This is a genomic window from Streptomyces sp. x-19 (assembly GCF_046549115.1).
Classification (GTDB): Bacteria; Actinomycetota; Actinomycetes; order Streptomycetales; family Streptomycetaceae; genus Streptomyces; species Streptomyces albulus_C.
In genome coordinates, this window is sequence record NZ_JAJPWK010000002.1 from 276,674 (window position 1) to 300,493 (window position 23,820).

The 23,820-nt window shown below is 73.7% G+C and carries 23 protein-coding genes; 9 read left to right on the forward strand and 14 right to left on the reverse strand.

The features are described 5' to 3' along the window. Positions 1–53: 53 nt before the first annotated feature. Positions 54–764 (reverse strand): FadR/GntR family transcriptional regulator, encoded by a 711-nt coding sequence (locus ACLJT4_RS05570; RefSeq protein WP_411121241.1) that lies wholly within the window; start codon positions 762–764, stop codon positions 54–56. A gap of 417 nt (positions 765–1,181) precedes the next feature. On the opposite strand from ACLJT4_RS05570, the gene ACLJT4_RS05575 reads away from it, so the two are divergent. Beyond that, positions 1,182–1,640, forward strand: coding sequence for a VOC family protein (locus ACLJT4_RS05575; RefSeq protein WP_016574680.1), 459 nt, complete (start codon positions 1,182–1,184; stop codon positions 1,638–1,640). A 69-nt stretch (positions 1,641–1,709) separates the two neighbouring features. Here ACLJT4_RS05575 and lysA read toward each other — a convergent pair whose 3' ends face one another. Both lysA and ACLJT4_RS05585 read right to left on the reverse strand, forming a co-directional pair. Next, a complete protein-coding gene (gene lysA, locus ACLJT4_RS05580; RefSeq protein ID WP_411121242.1) occupies positions 1,710–3,125 on the reverse strand; it encodes a diaminopimelate decarboxylase in 1,416 nt (471 codons plus the stop codon). A 15-nt stretch (positions 3,126–3,140) separates the two neighbouring features. After that, positions 3,141–3,617 carry an SAV_915 family protein gene (locus tag ACLJT4_RS05585; RefSeq protein WP_411121243.1) on the reverse strand — a complete coding sequence of 159 codons (477 nt, stop codon included), beginning with the start codon at positions 3,615–3,617 and terminating at the stop codon, positions 3,141–3,143. Positions 3,618–4,096: 479 nt separating this feature from the next. Here ACLJT4_RS05585 and ACLJT4_RS05590 point away from each other — a divergent pair, with 479 nt between their 5' ends. Then, positions 4,097–4,396: a hypothetical protein gene (locus tag ACLJT4_RS05590; protein WP_411121709.1), complete on the forward strand. Its 300-nt coding sequence runs from the start codon at positions 4,097–4,099 to the stop codon at positions 4,394–4,396. Here ACLJT4_RS05590 and ACLJT4_RS05595 read toward each other — a convergent pair. Both ACLJT4_RS05595 and ACLJT4_RS05600 read right to left on the reverse strand, forming a co-directional pair. Beyond that, positions 4,372–5,394 (reverse strand): LysR family transcriptional regulator, encoded by a 1,023-nt coding sequence (locus ACLJT4_RS05595; RefSeq protein WP_411121244.1) that lies wholly within the window; start codon positions 5,392–5,394, stop codon positions 4,372–4,374. The genes ACLJT4_RS05590 and ACLJT4_RS05595 overlap by 25 nt on opposite strands. Before the next feature lie 212 nt (positions 5,395–5,606). Continuing rightward, on the reverse strand, positions 5,607–7,172 hold the full coding sequence (locus ACLJT4_RS05600; protein ID WP_411121245.1) for an MFS transporter: 1,566 nt from the start codon (positions 7,170–7,172) through the stop codon (positions 5,607–5,609). 142 nt (positions 7,173–7,314) lie between these two features. Here ACLJT4_RS05600 and ACLJT4_RS05605 point away from each other — a divergent pair, with 142 nt between their 5' ends. After that, entirely contained in the window at positions 7,315–8,376 is a 1,062-nt protein-coding gene (locus ACLJT4_RS05605) for an Lrp/AsnC family transcriptional regulator (protein ID WP_411121246.1), read from the forward strand. Next, on the forward strand, positions 8,373–9,083 hold the full coding sequence (locus tag ACLJT4_RS05610; protein WP_411121247.1) for a rhomboid-like protein: 711 nt from the start codon (positions 8,373–8,375) through the stop codon (positions 9,081–9,083). The genes ACLJT4_RS05605 and ACLJT4_RS05610 overlap by 4 nt, the downstream gene beginning before the upstream one ends. Here ACLJT4_RS05610 and ACLJT4_RS05615 read toward each other — a convergent pair. From ACLJT4_RS05615 to ACLJT4_RS05655, 9 genes are all read right to left on the reverse strand, one after another. Then, positions 9,074–9,868, reverse strand: a complete 795-nt coding sequence (locus ACLJT4_RS05615; protein ID WP_038526123.1) for an HAD family hydrolase — start codon at positions 9,866–9,868, stop codon at positions 9,074–9,076. The two genes, ACLJT4_RS05610 and ACLJT4_RS05615, sit on opposite strands and share 10 nt — an antisense overlap. A 65-nt stretch (positions 9,869–9,933) precedes the next feature. Continuing rightward, complete coding sequence (gene serS, locus ACLJT4_RS05620; RefSeq protein WP_411121248.1) at positions 9,934–11,223, reverse strand: serine--tRNA ligase; 1,290 nt, start codon at positions 11,221–11,223, stop codon at positions 9,934–9,936. Positions 11,224–11,894: 671 nt separating this feature from the next. Then, complete coding sequence (gene pheA / locus ACLJT4_RS05625) at positions 11,895–12,821, reverse strand: prephenate dehydratase (RefSeq protein WP_411121249.1); 927 nt, start codon at positions 12,819–12,821, stop codon at positions 11,895–11,897. A gap of 122 nt (positions 12,822–12,943) precedes the next feature. Continuing rightward, positions 12,944–14,257 (reverse strand): iron uptake transporter deferrochelatase/peroxidase subunit, encoded by a 1,314-nt coding sequence (gene efeB / locus ACLJT4_RS05630; protein WP_411121250.1) that lies wholly within the window; start codon positions 14,255–14,257, stop codon positions 12,944–12,946. Beyond that, positions 14,257–16,284 carry a copper resistance CopC/CopD family protein gene (locus ACLJT4_RS05635; protein ID WP_411121682.1) on the reverse strand — a complete coding sequence of 676 codons (2,028 nt, stop codon included), beginning with the start codon at positions 16,282–16,284 and terminating at the stop codon, positions 14,257–14,259. The genes efeB and ACLJT4_RS05635 overlap by 1 nt, the downstream gene beginning before the upstream one ends. Before the next feature lie 100 nt (positions 16,285–16,384). Continuing rightward, a complete protein-coding gene (locus ACLJT4_RS05640; protein WP_411121251.1) occupies positions 16,385–16,873 on the reverse strand; it encodes a copper chaperone PCu(A)C in 489 nt (162 codons plus the stop codon). Further along, positions 16,870–17,526 (reverse strand): SCO family protein, encoded by a 657-nt coding sequence (locus tag ACLJT4_RS05645; RefSeq protein ID WP_411121252.1) that lies wholly within the window; start codon positions 17,524–17,526, stop codon positions 16,870–16,872. Before ACLJT4_RS05645 ends, ACLJT4_RS05640 begins: the two co-directional genes overlap by 4 nt. 138 nt (positions 17,527–17,664) lie before the next feature. After that, the gene (locus tag ACLJT4_RS05650) at positions 17,665–18,399 is read right to left on the reverse strand and encodes a YcnI family protein (RefSeq protein ID WP_411121253.1); all 735 of its coding nucleotides are present in this window, start codon (positions 18,397–18,399) and stop codon (positions 17,665–17,667) included. A 170-nt stretch (positions 18,400–18,569) separates the two neighbouring features. Continuing rightward, positions 18,570–19,400, reverse strand: a complete 831-nt coding sequence (locus ACLJT4_RS05655) for a hypothetical protein (protein ID WP_411121255.1) — start codon at positions 19,398–19,400, stop codon at positions 18,570–18,572. A gap of 268 nt (positions 19,401–19,668) precedes the next feature. Here ACLJT4_RS05655 and ACLJT4_RS05660 point away from each other — a divergent pair, with 268 nt between their 5' ends. From ACLJT4_RS05660 to ACLJT4_RS05680, 5 genes are all read left to right on the forward strand, one after another. Continuing rightward, complete coding sequence (locus ACLJT4_RS05660; protein WP_020931108.1) at positions 19,669–20,151, forward strand: ATP-binding protein; 483 nt, start codon at positions 19,669–19,671, stop codon at positions 20,149–20,151. A gap of 267 nt (positions 20,152–20,418) precedes the next feature. Continuing rightward, on the forward strand, positions 20,419–20,931 hold the full coding sequence (locus ACLJT4_RS05665; protein ID WP_411121256.1) for a hypothetical protein: 513 nt from the start codon (positions 20,419–20,421) through the stop codon (positions 20,929–20,931). 96 nt (positions 20,932–21,027) lie between these two features. Then, complete coding sequence (locus ACLJT4_RS05670; protein WP_411121257.1) at positions 21,028–21,873, forward strand: DUF4097 family beta strand repeat-containing protein; 846 nt, start codon at positions 21,028–21,030, stop codon at positions 21,871–21,873. 83 nt (positions 21,874–21,956) lie between these two features. Beyond that, entirely contained in the window at positions 21,957–22,955 is a 999-nt protein-coding gene (locus ACLJT4_RS05675) for an ATP-binding cassette domain-containing protein (RefSeq protein WP_411121258.1), read from the forward strand. Then, a complete protein-coding gene (locus tag ACLJT4_RS05680) occupies positions 22,952–23,740 on the forward strand; it encodes an ABC transporter permease (protein WP_411121260.1) in 789 nt (262 codons plus the stop codon). The genes ACLJT4_RS05675 and ACLJT4_RS05680 overlap by 4 nt, the downstream gene beginning before the upstream one ends. Positions 23,741–23,820: the final 80 nt, after the last annotated feature.

The following is a 23,820-nucleotide window of genomic DNA, read 5'->3' on the forward strand; positions in this document are numbered from 1 at the left end:
GGGGACGGGACGGGGAGGCTCAGGGGGAGCGAGGAGGAGCCGGGAGCCGGCCCTCACTCGCCGGCGAGGAGGGCCTCCACGGCCCGTTTGGGCTTCTCCAGGAGTGCGCGGGTGGCGCGTTCGGCGGCGTCCGGGTCGCCGTGTGCGATCGCGTCCAGGACGGCGCGGTGGTCACCGTGCACGATCTTCGGCATCGCCTGGTCGTCCAGCGCGCTGACCAGCGCCTCCCGTACGGAACTGCTGAACCATCCGTAGGTGGCCGTCAGCGCGGTGTTGTGCGCGGCCTCGACGACGGCCTTGTGGAAGGCGATGTCGTGGTCGGCGTAGAGCTCCAGGCTGCCGGAGTGCGGCCGGCCCTCGGAGTCCTCCAGCGCGGCCTGGGCGTCCAGGGCCGCCCGCATCCGTTCCAGGTCGGCGGGTTCGTGGCGGAGCGCGGCCAGGCGGGCGGCCTCCGCCTCCAGGGCGATGCGCAGTTCCAGGACGTCACGGATGCCGGCGCGCTGGACGCCGCGCATGATCTCGGCCGGGTCCGCGGTGGAGACGACGAAGGTGCCCTCGCCCTGGCGGGAGCGGAGCATTCCGGCGTGCACGAGGACGCGTACCGCCTCGCGGACGGTGTTGCGGCCGACCTGGAGCTGCTCGGCGAGGGCGTGTTCGGTCGGGATGCGGGTGCCGACCTGCCATTCTCCGGCGGCCAGTTGGGCGCGGAGCGCGTCGACGACGGTGTCGACGAGGGATTGCCGTCCTGCTGCCTTGAGTGCCATCGCCCTGGTCCCGTGTCCGTTCCTGTGCGTGTGTCGTCGTGCGGGTCGTGTGCCGCGGCGGGCCCGTGCGTCGGAACGCGGTCGCCCACCGGGTCCGGTGCGCCGGCCGGCCGGCCCGTTCGCCGGTGGCTCCGCCTCGCACGTTTGCCCGGTTGCCCAGTCATCCTACAACCAGTTCGTTTCCTTGTGGACCTAAATCGCTCGCCCGGGATCCGCCGCGACGATCTCCGCCGGCGGCGATCCGTGGTGGGGTGAGATGCGGAAGGACGGAGGGCGGGGACCGTAGACGAACGACGGCGAACGACGGCGAACGACGGCGAACGACGGCGAACAACGCCGAACAACCGCGAAACGACGACCAGTCGAAGCAGAGTGACGAAGAAGAGCGCAGAGCAGCGCAGGGGGAGAGGAGGCCCGGTGGCGGGCTTTTACCACGTGTGTTTCGTCGTGCCGGACATGGCGGCGGCGATCCGTGACCTGGGGACGGCGGCCGGTGTCGAGTTCAGTGCGCCGCGGGCGGACCGGATCGGGGAGTGGGACTTCCGGATCGCCTTCACGCGGGGCGAGCCGCCGTACGTCGAGCTGATCGAGCCCGCGCCCGGCGGGCCGTGGGACGTGTCCGAGGGGCCGCGTTTCGACCACCTCGGGTTCTGGACGCGGTCGGTCGAGGACGGGTCCCGGCGGTTGGCGGCGGAGGGGTTCCCCGAGGAGTTCAGCGGCTGCCCCTACGGGCGGTCGTTCGCGTACCACCGGGTGGACAGCATCGGCGCCCGGGTCGAACTCGTCGACCTGGCTCGGCAGCCGGCCTTCCTCGCGGCCTGGAACCCGGGCGGAGCCCCGATGCCCCCGGTGGAGCCGGCACCGCCCGGGGCGTAACGGGGCCAGGCGGCCGGGCCCGGGGCCAGGCGGGACACCCGCCGTCGCCCCGAGTCCGTGCCCGGCCGGTCAGAGGCCGATGTCGCGTTCCTGGATGTCCGCCAGGGACTCCCGGCGGACCAGCAGCCGGGCGTGGCCCGAGGTCACCGCGACGACCGGCGGTCGGCCGACGAGGTTGTAGCCGGAGGCCATGGACAGGTGGTACGCGCCGGCCACGGGGACGGCGAGCAGGTCACCGGGGCGGACGTCGCCGGGCAGGTGGACGTCGGAGGCGAGGACGTCGCCCGCCTCGCAGTGCCGGCCGACGACGGTCACCGGTTCGGTCGGCACCGCCGAGCGGCGCCCGACCAGCCGTGGCGCGTAGCGCACCCCGTACAGCGCGGGCCGCGGGTTGTCGCTCATCCCGCCGTCCACCGCGACGAAGCTGTGGGAGCCGGTGCGCTTGACGGACAGCACCCGGTAGAGGACGACGCCCGCGGGGCCGGCGATGGCGCGGCCCGGTTCGACGGCCAGCCGGGGCACGGGAAGGCCGGCCGCCGCGCAGCTGCCGGCCAGTTCGGCGCGGACCTTGGTGGCGAGTCCGACCACGTCGAGGGCGGGCTCGCCGGGCAGGTAGGCCACGCCGTGACCGCCGCCCAGGTCCAGTTCGGGAAGGGTGATGCCGTGTTGCTCCCGGACCCGGGCCAGCAGGCCGACCAGGCGCCGCACGGCCGAGAGGTACGGCTTGACGGCGGTGATCTGGGAGCCCAAGTGGCAGTGCAGGCCGACGAGTTCGAGGCGCGGCTGGCCCAGGACGCGGGTGATCGCGTGCTGTGCGGAGCCGTCGGTGAGGGACAGCCCGAACTTCTGGTCGTCGGTGCCGGTGCGGATCTTGGCGTGGCCGCCGGCGGCGATCCCGGGGACGACCCGGATCAGCACCTTCTGCCGGCTGTCCGCCGGGACCGCGGCGGCCAGCCGGGCGATCTCGGAGGTGCTGTCGATGACGATCCGGCCGACGCCGAGCCGGAGCGCGGCCCGCAGGTCGGCCGGGCTCTTGGCGTTGCCGTGCAGCACGATCCGCTCCGGCGGGAAGCCGGTGGTGACCGCGAGTTCCAACTCGCCGGCGGAGCAGACGTCCAGGCCCAGGCCCTCCTCGGCGACCCAGTGCGCCATGGCGCGGCACAGGAACGCCTTGGCCGCGTAGTAGACGTCGGTGTCGGGGAAGGCGCGCAGGTAGGTGCGGCAGCGGCGGCGGACCTCGTCCTCGTCCAGGACGTAGGCGGGGGTGCCGAAGCGGTCGGCGAGTTCGGTCAGCGCGACGCCGCCGATGGACAGGTCGTCCTCGGGGAGCGGCAGGGTCGACGCGGGCCATATGGCGAGTTCGTCCGGGCCGCCGCCCGGGGACGGCGAGGGTGCCGGGTGGAGGGCCGTCGCGTCGGGGGCCGGCGGCGCGGTCCGCGGGGGCCGGGGGGTCTCGGTGGTCCGGGGCAGGGTCGTGTGGGTCATGGTGGGTCCCCCTCCTCAGACGGCCCGTAGCTGGTTGTTCCGGGAGCCCCGGGGGATTCCCGGGGCGAAGCACGGTTCGCGGCGGACGTCGGGAGCCAGGCGCGGGTCCCTGGGGACGTCCCGTGCGAACCGCGGATCGCCCGCGGCGTCCGGGGTGAACTGCGGTGCGCGCCCGGCGGCGTCGGCCGGGCGCCGGCCGTCCCGCGCGACGTCGGGGGTGAAGCGCGGATCGACGGTCACGGTGGCCGCGCCGAGGGGTTCGGCCAGTGCGCGCAGCGCGGGCTCGGAGAGCCGCACCCAGGGCTGGCCGCCGCCGAGGACCTCGGCCAGCCGCTGCGGTGAGGTGAAGCCGACGGCGGTGCGGCCGCCGAGGGGGGTGCGGAACAGGCGGGCGGTGCAGCCCGCGGGTCCCGGCCGGACGGGGACGAAGAGAGGCCCGGCCGGGACGCGTTCAGCAGGCTCGGGGTCTTCCGCGTGGAGAGGGTGGGACACGGCGTTGCTCCTCGACGGGACGGCGCCCCGGACCAGTGGACTGCGCGTGCGCCGGGGCTCGGCACAGACGCTATGCCCGGTGCGGGGGGCACCCCGTGGCTCCATGACGCTTCGTTGACGGTTAGGGGACCGGACTTGACGCGATGCTGCCGCCGGTGGCCGGGGCCCGTCGGACGGTGGCGCGATCCGGTCGCGGAGTGGTCCCGGACGGGCAACGGACCGTGACCGACGTGGTCACCCCCTCCGTGGGGTTGCGGCCGTCCTTGACCTTGACACTGTGGGAACCACTCCACTGGAAGGCGTCTTGTTCAGCATCGGGGATTTCGCCAGGTACGGCCGGGTGTCGGCCCGGATGCTGCGTCACTACGACGCCATCGGACTGCTGCGGCCGGCCCGTACCGACCCCGTCACCGGCTACCGCTCGTACGCGGCGGCCCAGCTCGCCCGGCTCAACCGGCCCCGGGGGCGCGGGGGACGCGGTGCTGGTGCACGCCGGGGTCGCGATCGGCCGGGAGGAGCTGGCGAGGGCCGTGCGGCGCGGCGAGGACGGCGCCGGGCTCGGCTTCGACACCGTCACGCTGCCCGGGCTCGACCTGGCCGCGACGGTCGTCCACCGCGGCCCGATGAGCCGGATCGTGCCGACCGCGCAAGCCCTCGCGCACGGGATCGACGGCAACGGCTACCGCTCGGCCGGGTACGCCCGCGAGCTGTACCGGGAGTGCCCGGACGACCAGGAGCAGTGGGTCACCGAGATTCAGGAACCGGTCGTCCGGGCCTGAGGCCGGGGCCCGGGGACGGTGCCGACGGCCGTGGCCGCGGCGTCGGGACCCGCGGTCGGTGACCGGTGCCCGGTGGGCGGCGCCCCGTCCATCAGGCACCGGTTCACCGTCCCGGCGAACTCCACGGCGGCCGGGCTGAGCGCCGCCCACTGGCGCACCGCCCACCCGGTCGTCAGCGGCGGCAGCGCCGGGATCGGCACCAGCCGCAGGCCCGGATGGTCGGCGGTGGCCCGGTCGCCGGGCAGGCGCGGGACGACGGCGGGGCCGACGCCGAGTTCGGCGAGGAGCAGCGCGGTGTCCCAATCGGCGACGCTGGTGGTGCTGGGCCCGGGGACGGCGGGGGCCGGTGCCGGGGTGCCCTCCTGGTGGCCGAGGTGCCCGTCGAGGCGCATCCGGGAGGTGGAGTTCTCCGGCAGCCGGACGAGGCGGAGGCCGGCCAGTTCGTCCGGTGCGACGTGGGCGCGGGCGGCGAGCGGATCGTCGGCGCGGACCGCGAGCACCCACGGCAGGCCGATCACCGGGTGCTGCTCGATGCCCCGCACGGGCGGCCCGATGGTGATCCAGGCCAGTTCGGAGTCGCCGTCCGCGACCGCCTCGAAGCAGCGGCGGCTGGAACTCTCGGTGTGGAACTCCAGGTTGACGTGCGGATGCCGGTGCCGGAAGGCGACCACCGCGTCCGACATGAAGTGTCGGACGGTGGTCGCCCCGGTGGTGACCCGGACCGTCCCGCCGTCGCCCCGCCGCATGTCGGCCAGCCGGCGCAGCGCCAGGTCCAGTCCGCCGAGGCCGTCGGCGGCGGCGCGGTGCAGGATGCGGCCCGCGGCGGTCGGCGCGACGCCGCGCGGCCGGCGCTCCAACAGGCCGATGCCGGCCTCCCGTTCGAGGCGCTTGACGCGCTGGCTGACGGCGGACTGGGTGCAGCCGAGGTCGCGGGCGACGGCGCTGAGGCTGCCCGCCTCGCAGACGGCCACGAAGGCGCGCAGATCGTCGAGGGTCACCCGGCCACGCTAGTGCGCGGCCGACCGGCAACCCAAGCCATGACTAAGGAGTTTGGAAGGAAACCCGAGGATTGACTTGGGTCTGCGGCCCCGGGACGATCGTCGCAGGGCCCTGGGCGGCAACCCGGAACCGTGGACGGCCGTACGGTTCCGGGTGCCGACCCGCCCGTACGGCGCCGCCCATGTGGTGCCGCCCATACGGGTCGTCGGCGTCACGCCCCCGCCGGCGCCCCCGAACGCGACCGGGCGTCGTCGTGCTCCGCACCGCCGGTACCGGCCGCACCGTCGGCGCTCGACGGTGCACCCGAGGGCGCGCCGCCCGGCCGTCCGCCGTCCGTCCGCGGAGCGCGCCGGACCACGGCGAGGACCAGCAGGCCGGTGGCGAGCGCCGCCAGGCCGGAGAGCAGCGTGATGTCCCGCAGCCCCGAGAGGTAGCCGTCGGCGAGCGCGGCCCGGCCGCCGGAGGAGGCCCCGGAGTCCCGCAGGGCGGTGCCGAAGACCGTCCCCAGGACCGCGATCCCGAAGGCGAACCCGAGCTGGCGGAAGGTGTTCACCGCGCCGCTCGCCATCCCGGCCCGCTGCGGCGGGGCCGCGCCGAGCGCCGCCGACACCAGCACCGGCATCGCCGCACCGACGCCGAGCCCGCTCACCGCCAGACCGGGCACCAGCGCCGGCCAGCTCGCACCCGAGCCGAGCAGCGCGACGTGCAGCAGCGCCCCCGCGCCGATCAGCAACACGCCGATGCCGAGCGGAAGTTGGGGAGAGAGCCGCTGAAGCGCCCGGCCGCCGAACACGCCGACCAGCAGCGACATCAGCGCCATCGGCGTCACCGCGAGCCCGGCCCCGATCGGGCTCAGCCCGAGCACGTCCTGCGTCCACAGCCCGACGAACGTCAGGTACGGGAAGGCCGCCGCCTGCATCAGCAGCGCCGCCACCATCAGCACGGCGAACGACGGGCGGCGCAGCAGCCGGAGGTCCAACAGCGGCCCGGCGGTCCGCCGCTCGACGATCACGAACACCAGCAGGGCCAGCGCGGCGACCACCAACGCCACCAGCGTCCCGGTCTCGGTCCACCCGTGCTCGCCGCCGCGCATCAGCCCGTAGGTCAGCGCGCCCGCGCACAGCGTGAACGTCCCGGCGCCCGGCCAGTCGATCCGCGCGCCCCGGTCGCCGTAGGACTCGCCGAGGTGGCGCAGGGTCAGCCAGATGGCGATCGCGGTCAGCGGCAGGTTGACCAGGAAGATCGCCCGCCAGTCGGTCCACTCGGTGAGCATTCCGCCCAGCACCGGGCCGACCGCGGCCGCCGCGCCGCTGGTGCCGCCCCAGACACCGAACGCCACCCCGCGGTCCCGGCCCTGGTAGGCGGCCATCAGCAGCGGGGTGTTGGTGGCGAACATCGCCGCCGCCCCGATGCCCTGCACGACCCGGGCCGCGACCAGCAGGTCCGCGCCGGGGGCCAGCCCGCAGGCCAGCGAGGCGAGCGCGAAGAGCGCCAGCCCGCCGACGTAGAGCCGGCGCCGGCCGTACAGGTCGGCCGCCGAGCCCGCCACCATCAGGAGCGCGGCCAGCGCCAGCGCGTAGCTGTCCATCACCCACTGGAGCGAGGAGAAGGAGGCGCCCAGGCCGTCGGCTATCCGGGGCAGCGCGGTGTTCACGATCGTCACGTCGACCAGCAGCATGAAGTTGCCGAGGGTGATGGCCACCAGGGGCCACCACTTCCCGCGCGCTCTGCCGTGGCCGTCGCCCCCGTCGGGCGCCTGCCCGGGTGCGTACCGCATGGTCCTGTCCTCCGTTGGATGGTGCGCTCATGTACGTGGCCGGGCAGACGCCCGGCCGGGTACCACTCTGCGCCGTACCCCGCCCGCTTCCCCAGCCACGGCGTTCCCGGCGGCGCAATCCGACACGGGTTAGCCTCCAACGGTGAAAACCGACGGCAGCGCCGGCCGGCCGGCGCCCTTCGACGACCTCGACCGGCGACTGATCCACGCCCTCCAGACCGACGGTCGCGCCCCCTTCAGCCGGATCGCCGAGGTCCTCGGGGTCTCCGACCAGACGGTCGCCCGGCGCTACGCCCGCCACCGCGGCTCCGGCGGGCTCCGGGTGCTGGGCCTGGCCGAGCCGCGGGCGCTGGGCGAGGTGGAGTGGCTGGTGCGGGTGCAGTGCGCGCCGGACGCCGCGGTGTCGGTCGCCGAGGCGCTGGCCCGCCGCCCGGACACCTCCTGGGTCAGCCTGATGTCCGGCGGCACCGAGATCTCCGCGGTCTGCCGGTCGGGGAGCAGCGAGCACAGCGACACGCTGCTGCTCCAGAAGCTGCCGCGCACCCCGCGCGTCGTCGGCGTGACCGCCCACTGCCTGCTGCACGAGTTCTACGGCGGCCCGCAGAGCATGATCAGCAAGTCCGGTGCGCTGACCGACGAGGAGGCCGCCCGGTTGAGCCCGCCGCCCCCGCGTTCCCACTTTCGTCCGAGCACCGGGGACCCCCTTCCGGGCCCGCCGGCCGAACCGGTGGTGCTCTCCGACGCCGACCGGCGGCTCTTCGAGGCGCTGGGCCGGGACGGCCGGGCCCCGCTCGCCGACCTCGCCGCGGCCACCGGCTGGTCGCCCACCACGGTCCGCCGCCGACTGGAGGCGCTGCGCGCCGACGGCGTGCTGTACTACGACGTCGACTACGATCTGCGGCTGTTCGGGTACGGGGTGATGGTCGCCCTGTGGCTGTCCGTCGCACCGGCCGAACTCGCCGCCACCGGCGCGGCGTTGGCGGCCCATCCGGAGGTCGCCTTCGCCGGCGCCACCACCGGCCCGCACAACCTCTTCGCGTCCGTCCTGTGCCGGGACACCGGCGCGCTCTACACCTACCTGACGACCCGGGTCGCGGCACTGCCGGGCGTGCGGACCATGGAGAGCGCGCCGCGGATCCGGCACGTCAAGGGGCCCGGCCCGTACTTCGCGGTCGGCCCCGCCGTCCCGAGGAGCCGTCGATGACCCCACCCCTCGCCGCCCCGGCCCGCCGGGCGTGGAACTGGGTGCTGGACTGGGTGCGCTCCACACCCGGCACCCACATCTGGCTGTTGATCATCGGCGTCACCAGCCTGGTGATCGCCTCGGCCTCCGAGGGGCTGGAGCAGTTCCTCCTGCACCGCACCAGCAGCAACATCCACGAGCTGAACGAGCATCCGGTGCCCTCGCTGCTGATCAGCGGGTTCTGGATCGAGCAGCCGGGGTCGTTCCTGCTCTACGCGGTGATGTTCGAGCTGGTGCACGCCAACGTCGAGCGTTGGATGGGGAGTTGGCGCTGGCTGCTGAGTGTCGGCGCGGCACACGTCGCGGCCACCCTGGCCAGCCAGGAACTGGTGCTGCTCGCCATCGAGGGCCACCAGCTGCCGCGTTCGATGACCCACGTGGTGGACATCGGCGTCTCCTACGGACTGGCCGCCGCGGCCGGTGTGCTCACCTACCGACTGCCGTCGCCCTGGCGCTACGGCTACCTCGTCGGCGTGCTGGCCTTCTTCGGGGTGCCCCTGGCGACCGGCGCGACCTTCACCGACTTCGGCCACGCCATAGCGCTGACCATGGGGTTCGCGTGCTGGCCGCTGACGCCGGCGGCGCGGGTGGGGCCGTCCGACGTGGCGGCGGGGGACGACAACGGGGGCGGGGCCGGGCCGCCGCCCCCGCCCGGGCGTCAGGAGTAGAGCCGCTCCAGTACCAGCGCGACCCCGTCGTCCTCGTTGGAGGCGGTGATCTCGTCGGCCACGGCCTTGAGTTCGTCGTGGGCGCCGGCCATCGCCACGCCGTGCGCGGCCCACGCGAACATCGGGATGTCGTTGGGCATGTCGCCGAACGCCAGGGTCTCCTTGGCGGTGATGCCCAGGCGGCGGGCGGCCAGCGAGAGCCCGGTGGCCTTGGTCAGCCCCAGCGGCAGCAGCTCGACGATGCGGGGCCCGGCGACCATGACGCCGACCAGGTCCCCGGCGACCTGGCGGGCGGCGCGGGCCAGCGCGTCGTCGTCCAGCGTCGGGTGCTGTATGTAGACCTTGTTCAGCGGTGCGGCCCACAGCTCGCCCGGATCGTCGATCAGGACGTTGGGCAGCGGGCCCTCCTGGACCTGGTAGCCCGGGCCGACCAGTACCTCGCCGGCCAGGCCGTCGCGGCTCGCCGCCAGGTGGAGCGGGCCCACCTCCGCCTCGATCTTGGACAGCGCGAGGCCGGCCAGCTGGCGGTCCAGCGTCACCGATGTCAGCAGCCGCCGTTCACCGGCGTGGTAGACCTGCGCGCCCTGTCCGCACACCGCCAGGCCCTGGTAGTCCAGGGCGTCGAGGATGTGCCGGGTCCAGGGCACCGCCCGACCGGTGACGACGATGTGCGCCGCGCCCGCCGCGGTGGCCGCGGCGAGCGCCTGGCGGGTGCGTGCGGAGACGGACTCGTCGTGGCGCAGCAGCGTCCCGTCGAGGTCCGTCGCGATGAGCTTGTACGGCAGCGGCGAACCCGCCGGGGCTGGTGGGGGTCCCCCCTGTGCGAACGGAGCTGAGAACTTGGGGGAGCTCACTTGGTGACGGGCTCCAGTACCTCACGGCCGCCCAGGTAGGGGCGGAGCACCTCGGGGACGCGGACCGAGCCGTCGGGCTGCTGGTGGTTCTCGAAGATCGCCACGATGGTCCGCGGGACGGCGCAGAGCGTGCCGTTGAGCGTCGCCAGCGGCTTGACCTTCGGCTTGCCGTCGACGGTCTCGCGCATCCGGACCGAGAGCCGGCGCGCCTGGAACTCGTTGCAGTTGGACGCCGAGGTCAGCTCGCGGAACTTGCCCTGGGTCGGGATCCACGCCTCGCAGTCGAACTTGCGGGAGGCGGAGGCGCCCAGGTCGCCGGTGGCGACGTCGATCACCTGGAACGGCAGCTCCAGGCCGGTCAGCCACTGCTTCTCCCACTCCAGCAGGCGCCGGTGCTCGGCCTCGGCGTCCTCCGGCGCGACGTAGGAGAACATCTCCACCTTGTCGAACTGGTGGACCCGGAAGATGCCGCGGGTGTCCTTGCCGTAGGTGCCGGCCTCGCGGCGGAAGCACGGCGAGAACCCGGCGTAGCGCAGCGGCAGCTGCTCCGCGTCGACGATCTCGTCCATGTGGTACGCGGCGAGCGGGACCTCGGAGGTGCCGACCAGATAGAAGTCGTCACGCTCCAGGTGGTAGACGTTCTCGGCGGCCTGGCCGAGGAAGCCGGTGCCCTCCATGGCGCGCGGGCGCACCAGGGCGGGGGTCAGCATCGGCGTGAAGCCGGCCTCGGTGGCCTGCGCGATGGCGGCGTTCACCAGCGCCAGCTCCAGCAGGGCGCCGACGCCGGTGAGGTAGTAGAAGCGCGAGCCGGAGACCTTGGCACCGCGCTCGACGTCGATGGCGCCGAGCAGTTCGCCGATCTCCAGGTGGTCCTTCGGGGCGAAGCCCTCGGCGGCGAAGTCGCGGACGGTGCCGTGCGTCTCCAGGACCGTGAAGTCCTCCTCGCCGCCCACCGGGACGTCGGGGTGGACGATGTTGCCCAGCTTGCGCAGCAGCGCCTGGGTCTCTTCCTTGGCCTCGTCCTGCTCGGCGTCGGCGGCCTTGACGGCGGCGGCGAGCTCGCCGGCCTTCTTCAGCAGCTCGGCCTTCTCGTCGCCGCTGGCCTTGGGGATGAGCTTGCCGAGCGCCTTCTGCTCGGAGCGCAGCTCGTCGAAGCGGACGCCGGACGACCTGCGCCGCTCGTCGGCGGAGAGGAGTGCGTCGACGAGTGCGACGTCCTCTCCACGGGCGCGCTGGGAGGCGCGAACACGGTCGGGGTCCTCACGGAGCAGGCGAAGGTCAATCACCCCACCAGGCTACCGGGGCCCGCAGCCGGCCCTCGACGTGATATTCGCAGGGGCGGCCATTTGCCCGTTTTGCGGTTATTTATTCCGTGGCGGGGAATCGACCCCGCGCGCCTTCCCGGAGGTCGCTTCGTAACGCATCGTAAGGCCCTGCGGAATTCCCGGTTCTTGCCGCGAAAAGGGGCATTCGCGGCGGCGGATTCCCGGCTTCCGGTGGCTGGTCCGGTGTGGTCCCCAGGTTTCCCACCGGGTTGTCCACAGGGGGGAGGGGGTTGCGGATTCTTATCCACAGGCTGTGTGTGAGATCTGTGGAAGCCGGAATTGATCATTCTGTGCCCGAAATGCTCACCTATGGATTCTTGACCCAAACCCCGTTCACGCACTCTTTCGTGTGGGATTACCTCGCCCTAAAGGATTGGTTACGGGAATTGTGCTGACGAGGTGCACGGTGATCCATTGTGGGCGGCTGTGGAGGGGTGTGTGGTCGCTAGGGTGATATGTCGACTCTGTCCGACCCGGATGTCGACTTACCCACAGGTCGAGAAGCGAGCCTGTGGATAACTTTGTGGACAACCGCGGAGGGTCCTTGGACGGCGCGCCGGAACGGCGCCGCCGGCCCCGCCGAAGGCGCAGGTCACAGCCCGTGACCTGAGGGGCAGGAGGGGTGGCTGGGTTCAGCCCCGGCCGTCCTGGCAGCGCGCCAGCCAATCCGACGCCGCGGTGAACGCCGTGTCGGTCACCTGCGGTCGGACGGTGGCGGTGACCTCGTCCGCCCGCGGGTACGAGCCGAGGAACCGCACATCGCGGCAGACCCGCTTGAGGCCCATCAGGACCTCGCCCACCCGCCGGTCGGTGACATGGCCCTCGCAGTCCACCGAGAAGCAGTAGCGGCCGATGCCCTCACCGGTCGGCCGGGACTCGATCCGCATCATGTTGACCCCGCGGACCGCGTACTCCTGGAGCAGTTCCAGCAGCGCACCGGGGTGGTCGGCGGCCAGCCACAGCACCACCGAGGTCTTGTCCGCACCGGTGGGCGACGCCGGCCGGGCCGGGCGGCCGACCAGCACGAAGCGGGTGGCGGCGTTCTGCGCGTCGTGGATGCCGGCGACCAGGGGCTCCAGCCCGTACGTCGCGGCCGCGAACTCACCGGCGAACGCGCCGTCGTAGCGGCCCTCCTGGACCAGCCGCGCACCGTCCGCGTTGGAGGCCGCCGACTCCCACACCGCGTCCGGGAGTTGGGCCGCCAACCACCTGCGGACCTGGGGCTGCGCCACCGGGTGCCCGGTCACCGTCTTCACGTCGGACAGCGCCGTCCCCGGGCGGGCCAGGAGCGCGAAGGCGATCGGCAGCAGCACCTCGCGGTAGATCATCAGCGGTTCGCCGGAGGCCAGTTCGTCGAGGGTGGTGGTCACCCCGCCCTCGACGGAGTTCTCGATCGGCACCAGCGCCGCCGCGGCCTCCCCGGCCCGGACCGCGTCCAACGCGGCCGGCACCGACACCATCGGCACCAGCTCCCGGGTCGCCGCCTCCGGCAGGGTGCGCAGGGCGGCCTCGGTGAAGGTGCCCGCGGGACCGAGATACGTATAGCGACTGGCCGACATGGAGTGGACTCCCTCATGTGCTCGCGGGAGCGCCCCGCTGTCTTTCCCCCTGCCCCTGCCACGATACCGAGCGGGCCGGTGGCGGGCGGACGCGTTCCGAAGAGTGGGCCCGACCGACCCGCTCAGCCCTCCAGCAGCGGCTGGGCCACGTAGTCGCCGTCCGAGGGCGCCGGCGGCACCGCGTACAGACCGCTGGCCTCGTGCCGCAGGAACGGCGACAGCGCGTCGCCGCGGTCCAGCTTCCGCTGGATCTGGGTGAAGGCGCGCAGCGGGTCGGCCTGCCAGCAGACGAAGAGCAGCCCGGCGTCTGGGGCGCCGTCGTCGCGGAAGCCGTCGTGGAAGGAGAACGGGCGGCGCAGCAGCGCCGCGCCCTGGTTGGCCTCCGGGGCGGCGATCCGGGCGTGCGCGTCGGCGGGGATGACCGGGAGCCCGTCGGGGCCGGTGGCGTCCAGCTTCATCGGGGTGGTCTCGGTGCCGCCGGTCAGCGGGGCGCCGCTGTCCTTGCGCCGGCCTATGACCCGCTCCTGCTCGGTGCGCGGGCGCTTCTCCCAGTCGTCGAGCAGCATCCGGATCCGGCGCACCACCGCGTACGAGCCGCCGCGCATCCACTCCTGCGCGGTGTCCGCGCCGACGAAGATCCGCCGGTCGAAGTCCGGGTCGGACGGCTTGGGGTTGTTGGTGCCGTCGACCTGGCCCATCAGGTTGCGGGCGGTCATCGGGCGCGCGGTGGCGCCCGGCGTGCGGTTGAAGCCGTTCATCTGCCAGCGCAGCCGGGCGGCCCCCGCCGCCTCCTTCTGCAGGGCGCGCAGGGCGTGGAAGGCGACCAGCGCGTCGTCGGCACCGACCTGGATCCACAGGTCGCCGTCGGAGCGCCGGGGGTCGAGGGCGTCGTTGGAGAAGGCGGGCAGCGGGTCGAGCTGGACCGGGCGGCGCGCGGTCAGGCCGGTCCGGTCGAAGAAGCCGCGGCCCAACCCGAAGGTGACGGTCAGCGAGGACGGGCCGGCGTCCCGCGCCACGTCGGTGTCGGCCTGCGGGGTACGCCCGGCCATCAGCTCCCGGGCCGTCTGCGACCAGCGGCGCAGCAGCGCGGCGGCCTCCGCGCGGCCGGCGCCGGGCGCCAGGTCGAAGGCGACGAGGTGGCCGCTGGCCTGGAGCGGGGTGGTGATGCCGGCCTGGTGCTTGGCGCCCGCCGTGCGGAACGGGACCTCGGTCGACCCGATCGTGGTCAGCGCCGCCGGGGCGTCGCCCTGCGCGGCCGAGGCACCGAGCGCGCCGCCGGCCCCGCCGACGACCAGCCCGGCCGCGCCGGCCGCACCGACGGTCCCCAGGAGGCGGCGGCGGGACAGCTGCGGGGCGGTGTCGTCCGCGGCCGGCGCGGGCCGGGTGCGGGGGGCGTCGTCGGGCGGGGTGGCGGTGGCGTCCTGCTGCTTGCTCATCAGTCGATCGTCACGTTCCTGGTCTCGGTCACCTGGTCGAAGTCGGAGGTCCGCACGAGCAGTGACAGCTGCCACCGTCCCGGGACCGGGAGTTGGACGCCGCTCGCGGTCCAGTGGCCGGTGCCGCTGTGCCGGAGCGCGACCGGGAGCGGCCCCAGCTTCTTGGCGCCGAGCGTGAAGGAGACCGCCACCTGGGGGACGTCCCGGGCCTTGCCGGACGGGTCGGCGATCCGCAGCCGCAGCTCGTTGCCGCCGCCGCTGCGCCCGGGGTCGAGATCGAGTCGGGCGGTGCCCTTGCCGTCCGCGCCGCCGGTGTCGAACGGGACGTTCAGCACGCGCGGTTGGTTGGCGTCGGGGGAGCGGCCGGCCGAGGCGGCCTTGACGGCCTCCGCGGTGCGGGCCGGCTCGGTGGTGGTCAGGGCGGTGGTCACCGCGAGCAGCAGCACCGCGACGGCGGCTTCGGTCAGGACCGACCGCCGCAGTCCCCGCCGCACCGGGTCGGCGTCCCGGATCCGCTTCTTCCGTGCGGTGGCCAACGCGGCCTGCTGGCGCGCCAGTTGGGCGACCCGGGCCGGGTCGGCGGGGCCGCCGAAACCGGCCGCTTCCGCCGCCGGCGCGTCCTCGGCGTCCGAGGTGTCCGAGGTGTCCGAAGGGGCTGAGGTGTTCGAGACGTCCTGCACGTCAGCCGGGGCGGCGGTGGGTTCCGTGCGCTCCGTGCGGTCCGTGCCCTGGGCGGCGGCCGTCAGCCGGCCCGTCCAGCGGCGGGAGAGCCCGGCGACGGCCACCATCACCGCGACCAGACCCACCTTGACCAACAGCAGTTGCCCGTAGGAGGTGTCGGTCAGCGCGTGCCAGGAGCCGACCTGGCGCCACGACTGGTAGGTGCCGGTGGCGACCAGCGCCAGCACGGAGCCGAAGGCCACCCGGGAGAAACGCCGGACGGCGGTCCGCTCGACCGGCGGCCCCCAGTAGAGGGAGACCAGCAGGGCCGCCAGACCGCCGAGCCAGGCGGCGACCGCGAGCAGGTGCAGCACGTCGACGGGCATCGCGACGGCCGGCTGGAGCCCCGTCGAGGCGTGCTCGGCGACGGCCCAGGTGGTGGCCAGCCCCGCGGCGAGGACCGCTCCGCCCACCGAGAGCCCGAACGTGAGGTCCTTGCGCCGCTTGGCGGCGTCCTCGGCGTCCTCGGCCTCACCGGTGCCGTCGGTGCCGTTGGCGTCCGTGCCGTCCGGTGCGTGGAGCCGGGCGTACGCGCCGAACAGCACCGCCACGAACAGCGCCGCCGCGGCGAGCAGCAGCAGCCGGGAGAGCAACGCGGCCCCCGGCTTGCTCATCACCACCTGCTGGAGCCCGCCGAAGTCGAAGACGTCGGCGAGCTTGCCGGAGCCGGTGTACGGGGTGCGCAGCAACAGCATCGCCAGTGTGGCGCCGGTCAGCAGCGCCCAGCCGCGGACCACCAGGCGCTGCACGGACCGCACCCGGGCGGCGGCCGGCCGGCACGCCACCACGAAGGCCGCGCCGCCGACCAGCAGCACGAACCCGGCGTAGGCGAGATAGCGGGCGATCTCGTAGAGCGCGCCCACCAGGCCGCCGCCGACCTGCTGCTGGGGAACGGCGGCGGCGGTCTTGGACGGCGCCCCGATGGAGAAGGTGAAGGCACCGGACACCGGGTGGCTGTCCGCCGAGATCGCCTGCCAGGCGACGGTGTACGTCCCGTCGGGGAGCCCCGGCGGGAGCCCCGCGCCGTATTTGACGACGCTCCCGCTGCACAGGTTGCGCAGCTTGCCGCGGTCCACCCGTTTGCCCTGCGGGTCCAGGACGCGCAGCGAGTCGTTCCCCATCGCCACACCCTCGGAGAAGGTGAGCGCGACCTGCTCGGGGGCGTGCGCCACCACCGAGCCCTGCGCGGGGTCGCTGCCGGTCAGCGCGGCGTGCGCGGCGGCCGGCGCGACGCCGGCGGCCAGCACGCCGAACAGCACCGCCACGACGACCAGCAGCCGTCGCGGCCGGAAGCCGGTGAGGACCATGGTGCTCGCTCCCCTTCCCGTTGGCATGAGGTGTCCGTTTCCTTCACCGGGCCCGTCGCCGGGCCCTCCTCTCACGGTGTCCGCGGTGCGGCGGAGACCGTCACTTCTGCGGTCGGTAGTCGGCGGGCTTCACCGGGACCTCGACCTTGACCGGGTCGGCGGTGGCGAAGTGCAGCTCGACGGTGACCTTCTGGCCCGCGGTGGGCTTGCGGGTCAGGCCCATGAACATCAGGTGGTTGCCGCCGGCGCTGAGCGTGAGCTCCCCGCCCGCGGGCACCGGCAGCGAGTTGACCTGCTCCATCTTGTTGCCGGTGGTCTTGTGGATGCTGATGTCCTTGGACAGGTCGCTGGTGACGGACGTCAGCTTGTCGGCGGTGGAGCCGTCGTTCTTGATCACGAAGTAGGCGCCGGCCATGTCCTGGGTGACCGGCTGCGGCATGTAGGCGCCGCTGACCGAGAGCTGCGGCTTGCCGTCCCCGCCGCCGCAGCCCGCGAGGGCGAGACCGGCGGTGAGGGCGAACGCGGAGCCGACGGCTATGCGGCGGCTGACGGGGGCGAGGCGGGCGCGGGGGGCGGTGCGGCGGGTCACGGGTTCTGTCCCTTGATGATCTGAGGAAGCGCGGCGGTGTAGTTGTCGGAGGTGGCTTCCTGCATCCCCATCCAGTGGATCTTGTCGTCCTTGGGGGAGCTCAGCAGGACCTGGGCGCCGTGGGTGGAGACCACGTCGCCGTTCTTCTTCTTGACCGGCGCCTCGATGCCGATGTTCACGCTGCGGGCGGCCTGCTGGATCTTGTTGAACGGGCCGGTGAGCCCTATGAAGTCCTTGTTGATGCCGCCGAGCCACTTCTTGAGCTGGGCGGGCGTGTCGCGCTCCGGGTCGGAGGTCACGAAGACCACCCGCAGGTCGCTGCGCTCGGCCGCCGGCAGCTGCTTCACCGCGACCGCGATGTTGGCCATGGTCGTCGGGCAGACGTCCGGGCAGTTGGTGTAGCCGAAGTAGATCAGGGTGGGGTGGCCCTTGGTCTTCTCCAGCAGGTCGTAGGGCTTGCCGTCGGAGTCGGTGAGGCTGAGGTCCGGCTTCTCCATCGGGCTGTCGAGGGTGACGATCGGCTTGGCCGCCGTCCCGCCGGAGACCTGGGCGATGGGCTGGTCGGAGCCGTCGCCGGAACCGCAGGCGGTCAGGGTCAGGCCGAGTGCGGCGGCCGCCCCCAGGGCGGACAGCAGCAGTTTTCTTCTACGCATGACGGGTGTGTCCTGGTATTTCCGTGGCGCTGGGCCGGTGGGTGTCAGGTGTTCTCGGATCGACGGGTGCGTACCGGAGGGTGCCGGACCGGCGCGTGGGGCGCGCCGGTCCGACCGGGTCCGGTCGCGGGGTGCGGATCAGGCGTTGCGGCGACGGCCGGCGAGCACGCCGAACGCGACGCCGACGATGCCGACGACGATCCCGCCGACGGCCAGCACCCGTGCCGTGGTGTCGCTGGTGGACGCCGGGGCGGCCGTGGTGTCGCCCTTGGCGTTCTTGCCGTCCGCCGGGTCCTGGGCGTCGGCCGCGGTGAGCTTGAGCACCGGCGCCGGGTTCTGCGGCTCCGGGCCGCCGGGCTTGGCCGGCTCGATCCAGCGCACGACCTCCTTGTTGTCGTACGTCTGGAGGGCCTTGAAGACAAGCTGGTCGGTGTCGCTGGGCAACTGGCCGACCGAGAGCGGGAACTGCTGGAACTGCCCCGGCTCGATGCCCTTGCCGTCCGCGGTCCAGGTGATCTTCGAGGGGGCCTCGTTGACCTTCTCGCCCTCCATCTCGACGGGCTTGGCGAGCTTGGACTTGGTGACGTCGACCTTCCAGCCGGGCACCGGCTGCGGCATGACGGACGTCAGCGGGTGGTCGGTCGGCAGGGAGACCTCGACCTTCACCGTCGAGGCGTCGTCGCGCTCGTTCGGCACCTTGATGTTGACGGTGGCGAAGCCGCCCTTGGGGGCGGTGCCGGGCTGCACGGTGACGTGCGCGAAGGCCGGGCCGGCCAGCAGCAGCACGCTGCCGGCCGCGATCCCGCCGACGACGGGGAGCCGGCGGGCCAGGCGCCGTGCCGAGGACGACGCGCCGCCCGAAATCTCTGACATACCAGACTTCTTGGTCATGTGGACGCTCCACGAAGAGAAGGGAGGAAACGACTGCGGGGTGACGTGGTGCGGTGCCCGGCCTCGGGGCGCACGGCCGCCGCGCGCCGCCGTCCCTCTCCGTGGTCCGTCGTGGTCCTCGGGGGTTCCTCGGGAGCGTGCTGCGCGTGGCGTCAGGCCGCGAGGGCCAGGCGGTCGGCCGACGGCGGGCCGCGTCGTATGACGCTGTGCTGGAGCGCAGGGTCCTGCGGACCGGGCGCGTCCCCGTGCGGCGAGGGGGCGCGCCGGCCCTCCTCCTGCGCCGCGCCGAGCACCGAGAGCAGCGCCCGGACCAGCGTGAGCGAGCGGCGCACCGCGCCGACCAGCGCCCGTGCCGCGACCTCGCGCGCCGCCGGAGCGGACAGCCGCACCAGCCGCCACAGCGCGGCCTCACCGCGCCGCAGCAACAGGCCGAGGCCGAGCGCGGCGAGCAGGTGCCCGAGCAGCATCGGCAGCGACGGGGCCAGGCAGCCCGCCATCATCGGCACGCCGGCCCCACCCGTCGGGTGCCCGCCGGCGCCGATCAGCCCGGCGTTGCCGGCCAGTTCCAGGCCGCCGGGGCCGAGCAACTGCCGTGCCGTGCCGCCGTCGAGCCGGACGCCCTCCAGCCCGCACGTCAGGTGCCGGGCCAGTGCCACCGCGGCCTGGTCGGAGAGGCCGGAGGCCCGCCCGGACAGGGCCGGCATCGGGTGCTGGCCCATCGCGAACAGCGCGTGCAGCGCCAGTTGCCCGACGGCCAGTCCGGCCGCGATCCCCGGCAGCGAGCGCTCCCGGCCGGCCAGCGGGGCCACCACCGCGAACACCGCGACCGCGGCGAGCCCCAGCGTCCACAACGGCACCGCGGCCATCGAAGCGGCCATGTGCCCGGCCGCGGACAGCGTGACGCAGGCCGCGGTGAACACCGCGGCCCGTAGCAGCCGCAGATCGGCGGCCGCCCGCGCTGTGGGGACGGAGGGGGCAGTCATGGCGGGCGCCATCATCCCACTGCCCCCGTTCGTCGTGTACGGCAGGGTTTCAGCGGCTACCGCACGGGCGGCTCACGGGGCGCCCACCAGAGGCGTCCGGAGTCCCGCAGCGGGCGCGCGGTGGCGCACGCCCGGCACCACGCCTACACCTGTGCGCTCACTTTTCGCATCCGCCGAATGAGCGGTATCACGTCCCGAAGACGCTTACCGACCTTGCGGCCCGGCAATAGGTATCGGTATGTCGAGCCGTGGCCAGGAGGCGGGAGAGATGAGCATCTGGTGGTCCCTCCACCTGCGGCGGGAGGCCGCGAGTGTGCCGCTCGCCCGACGGCTGCTGCTGGGCGCGATGGAGACCGCCGGCGTCGACCCGGACATCTGTTACGACCTCTCGGTCGCCCTCTCCGAGGCGTGTGCCAACGCCGTCGAGCACGGGGGCGACACCACCGACGACTACCGCGTCACCGTCTACATCGACGGCGACACCTGTCGCATCGAGGTCACCGACTCCGGCCCCGGCTTCGGCCCCGCCGCCCCGCCCCATACCGCCGCGGACCGCGCGCTGCCGCCGGTCCCCGTCCCCGCCCCCGCGCAGGCCCCCGGATACGCCGAGGACGGCCGGGGGCTCTTTTTGATCGAGGCGCTCACCGACCACGTGCAGTACCGCAACCGCACCGGGCGAACCGGCGCCGTGGTCAGCTTCGACAAGATCCTCAAGTGGCGCGAGGGGGCGGCGCTTCCGCTGGCGTCGTAGCGGGGCGACCGGGGCGGCGTCGTCTGACGGCGAAGCGGTGCCTTCTGGTACCCGCCCTCTGGTGCCATGTGGCGCCACGTGGCGCCAGTCGGTGCCACCCAGTGTCGAAGTGGCGCCCCGAGGGGCGATGAGCGTCTGTGGTGTCACCCTGGCGCGCATCGAATTTTTCCGTGTCTTCGCAGGTCGGGGCCGTTTCGGTGGCGTTCGCCCGGCGTGCGGTGCCGCGCGGGCTTGCGTGTGGTGCCATCGTGGTGCCACTATGACGTCATGGACCTCACGCCGTATGTCGACTCCCTCCACCGTGAACTCGCGGTGGCCGCCGAAGCCGGCGGGGACGAAGCCCGCGAGCTGGCCGAGCGGCTCACCGCCCCGCTGGACTCGGCCGCCCGGCTGACGATGCTCAACGTGCTCTCCGCCGCGATGGACGAGATCACCCGCGAACTCGCCCCCGGCTCCGTCGACGTACGGCTGCGCGGGCTCGACCCCGACTTCGTGGTGACGCCGCCGCCCACCGACGTCGCCGCCCCCCAGCCCACCGCGCCCGTCGAACCCCTCGGCGCCCCGGCCCCCGCCGACGGTGACGACGGCGGCACCGCCCGCGTCAACCTGCGCCTGCCGGCCCACCTCAAGGCGCGTGCCGAGGAGGCCGCGAGTCGGGAGGGCCTGTCGGTCAACGCGTGGCTGGTGCGGGCCGTGTCGGCCGCGGTCGGCGGCGGCCAGGGCCGCCCGGCGGAGAAGACCCGCACGCTCGGACAGAGCTTCACCGGCTGGGTCCGCTAGCCGCGCCGGCGCCCGCCCCGCTCCGCCCGCCCCGCTCCACCCACACCACGTCCCACCAGCGGGGACGACTCCACGACCCAAGAGGACGGTACAGCCATGCCTTCTTTCGACACCCCCGAGCCGATCGCCGCCGTCGCCCATGTCGAGGCCGGTTCCCTCCAGTTCACCGCGGGCGACCGCACCGACACCGTCGTCGAGGTGCGCCCCCGCGAACCGAAGAAGGACCTGGACGTGCGGGCGGCCGAACAGACCGAGGTCAGCTACGCGAACGGCGTGCTGACCATCCGGACGCCCAGGCCGCGCTACCGCATCGGGCGCCACGGCGTCGTCGACGTGACGGTCGAGCTGCCGGCGGGTTCGCGGGTCGACATGACCGGCGCCTGGACCCAGGTCCTCGGCGAGGGCCGGCTCGGCGAGGTCCGGGTCAAGACCTCCGCGGGCGACGCGCGCTTCGACTCCACCGGGCCGCTGCACCTGACCGCGTCGCACGGGTCGGTGACCGTGGACCGGGTCGAGGGCGCGGCCGAGATCACCACCAGCTCCGGCAGCCTGCGCATCGGCACCGTCGACGGCTCCGCCGTCCTGAAGAACTCGCACGGCACGACGAGCGTCGGCGCGGTCACCGGTGACCTGCGGGTGAGCGGTGCCCACGGCGACGTCGATGTCGCCCGCGCCGAGGGCTCGGTCACCGCGACCACCGCCTACGGCGCCCTGCGCATCGCCGAGGCCGCCCGCGGCACGGTCCAGTTGGAGACCAACTACGGCGCCATCGAGGTGGGCGTCCGCGAGGGCACCGCCGCCTGGCTCGATGTCAGCTCCCAGTCCGGTCAGGTGCGCAACACGCTCACCGCGTCCGAGAGCCCGAACGACGCCGAGGACACCGTCGAGGTCCGCGCCCGCACCAAGTGGGGCAACATCGACGTCCGCCGCGCCCGGGCCTGAGCGCCGGCCCCGCCCGCCCCGCCCCACTCGCGTCCCAGTCAACCTCACCCTTCGAACGGGAGGGCTCCATGTCCGCTACTGTCATGAACGCGCCAAGATTCTCGGGTGCGCAGCCGCCCGTCGCCGTCTCCGCCACCGGGCTGCGCAAGTCCTACGGCGACAAGACCGTGCTCGACGGCATCGACCTGCACATCCCGGCCGGTTCCGTGTTCGCGCTGCTCGGGCCCAACGGCGCCGGCAAGACCACCACCGTGCAGATCCTCTCCACGCTCCTCGCCGCCGACGGCGGACAGGCCCGCGTCGCGGGCCACGACGTGGCCGCCGCACCGGACGGGGTGCGCGCCGCGATCGGCGTCACCGGGCAGTTCGCCGCGCTCGACGACCTGCTCACCGCCGAGGAGAACCTGCTCCTCATGGCCGACCTGCTGCGCCTGGGCAAGCGTGAAGGGCGTTCCCGCGCCCGGGAGTTGCTCCGGCGCTTCGAGATCGCGGACGTCGCGCAGAAGCGGGCCGCGACCTTCTCCGGCGGCATGCGCCGCCGGCTCGACCTCGCGATGACGCTGGTCGGCGACCCGCAGGTGATCTTCCTCGACGAGCCGACCACCGGACTCGATCCGCGCAGCCGCCGCACCATGTGGGACACCGTGCGCGCGCTGGTCGCGGGCGGCACCACCGTCTTCCTCACCACCCAGTACCTGGAGGAGGCCGACCAGTTGGCCGACCGGATCGCCGTGCTCGACGGCGGTCGGATCGTCGCCGAGGGCACCGCCGACGAGCTCAAGGCGCAGATTCCCGGCAGCCACGTCCGGCTGCGGTTCACCGACCCCGCCGCGTACGAGCGCGCGGTCGTCGCCTTCCCCGGCGCGGTCCGCGACGACGAGGGACTCGCCCTGCGGGTGGCCGGCGACGGCGGCCTCGACGCGCTGCGGGCCCTGCTCGACCGGCTCGACGCCGCCGGGATCCGGGCCGCGGACTTCTCCGTGCACACCCCCGACCTGGACGACGTGTTCCTCGCCCTGACCGGCACCGGCACCGGCACCGGCACCGGCACCCCGCACCCCGTGAAGGAGACCCGGCGATGAGCACCCTCGCGCACGCCGCGCACGACTCGATGACGATGCTGCGGCGCAACCTCAAGCACGCGATCCGCTACCCGTCCGTGGGGTTCGGCACCGCCATGATGCCGATCCTGATGCTGCTGCTCTTCGTCTACGCCTTCGGGGACTCGATCGGCGCGGGGCTGCCGGGAGGCGGGGGACGGGACGCGTATCTGGAGTACCTGACGCCCGGCGTCATCATCATGGGGGTGGCGGCCGGTTCGATGTCGACCTCGATCGCGGTCTGCTCCGACATGACCGAGGGCATCATCAACCGCTTCCGCACCATGAACATCACCCGCTCGTCGTTCATGACCGGGCACGTCATCGGCAGCGTCCTCCAGACCATGGCGTGCACCGTGCTGGTGGTGGGCGTCGCGCTGGCCCTCGGCTTCCGGTCCGGGGCGACGCCGCTCCAGTGGCTCGCCGCCGCCGGTCTGCTCGCGGCGATCGCCTTCGCGGTGACCTGGCTGTCGACCGCGCTCGGCCTGCTCTCCAAGACCGTCGAGTCCGCGAGCAACAAGCCGCTGCTCATCCAGTTCCTGCCGTTCCTCGGCTCGGCGTTCGTGCCGGCCGGGTCGATGTCACCGGGGCTGCGCTGGTTCGCCGAGAACCAGCCCTTCACGCCGATGACCGAGGCGCTGCGCGGCCTGCTCTCCGGCTCGGAGATCGGCAACAGCGGCTGGCTCGCGCTCGCCTGGTGCGCCGTCATCTCCCTGGTCGGCTACGTCTGGTCGCGCGCGCTGTTCAACGGCACCACCAAGCGCTGAGGGCCCGCCGGCCCCTGCCGGACCACGCGCGAACGCGGCGCTCACGAGGGTTCGTGAGCGCCGCGTCGACGTCGTGGTGG

Bases quoted from the DNA above. Each gene is read 5' to 3' on its own strand.
- ACLJT4_RS05650 (WP_411121253.1), bottom strand. From the start codon at position 18,399: ATGTCAGAGATTTCGGGCGGCGCGTCGTCCTCGGCACGGCGCCTGGCC.
- ACLJT4_RS05600 (WP_411121245.1), bottom strand. From the start codon at position 7,172: ATGCGGTACGCACCCGGGCAGGCGCCCGACGGGGGCGACGGCCACGGC.
- lysA (WP_411121242.1), bottom strand. From the start codon at position 3,125: ATGACCCACACGACCCTGCCCCGGACCACCGAGACCCCCCGGCCCCCG.
- ACLJT4_RS05670 (WP_411121257.1), top strand. From the start codon at position 21,028: ATGCCTTCTTTCGACACCCCCGAGCCGATCGCCGCCGTCGCCCATGTC.
- ACLJT4_RS05570 (WP_411121241.1), bottom strand. From the start codon at position 764: ATGGCACTCAAGGCAGCAGGACGGCAATCCCTCGTCGACACCGTCGTC.
- ACLJT4_RS05610 (WP_411121247.1), top strand. From the start codon at position 8,373: ATGACCCCACCCCTCGCCGCCCCGGCCCGCCGGGCGTGGAACTGGGTG.
- ACLJT4_RS05635 (WP_411121682.1), bottom strand. From the start codon at position 16,284: ATGGTCCTCACCGGCTTCCGGCCGCGACGGCTGCTGGTCGTCGTGGCG.
- ACLJT4_RS05645 (WP_411121252.1), bottom strand. From the start codon at position 17,526: ATGCGTAGAAGAAAACTGCTGCTGTCCGCCCTGGGGGCGGCCGCCGCA.
- pheA (WP_411121249.1), bottom strand. From the start codon at position 12,821: ATGTCGGCCAGTCGCTATACGTATCTCGGTCCCGCGGGCACCTTCACC.
- ACLJT4_RS05660 (WP_020931108.1), top strand. From the start codon at position 19,669: ATGAGCATCTGGTGGTCCCTCCACCTGCGGCGGGAGGCCGCGAGTGTG.
- ACLJT4_RS05655 (WP_411121255.1), bottom strand. From the start codon at position 19,400: ATGACTGCCCCCTCCGTCCCCACAGCGCGGGCGGCCGCCGATCTGCGG.
- efeB (WP_411121250.1), bottom strand. From the start codon at position 14,257: ATGAGCAAGCAGCAGGACGCCACCGCCACCCCGCCCGACGACGCCCCC.
- ACLJT4_RS05680 (WP_411121260.1), top strand. From the start codon at position 22,952: ATGAGCACCCTCGCGCACGCCGCGCACGACTCGATGACGATGCTGCGG.
- ACLJT4_RS05665 (WP_411121256.1), top strand. From the start codon at position 20,419: ATGGACCTCACGCCGTATGTCGACTCCCTCCACCGTGAACTCGCGGTG.
- ACLJT4_RS05675 (WP_411121258.1), top strand. From the start codon at position 21,957: ATGAACGCGCCAAGATTCTCGGGTGCGCAGCCGCCCGTCGCCGTCTCC.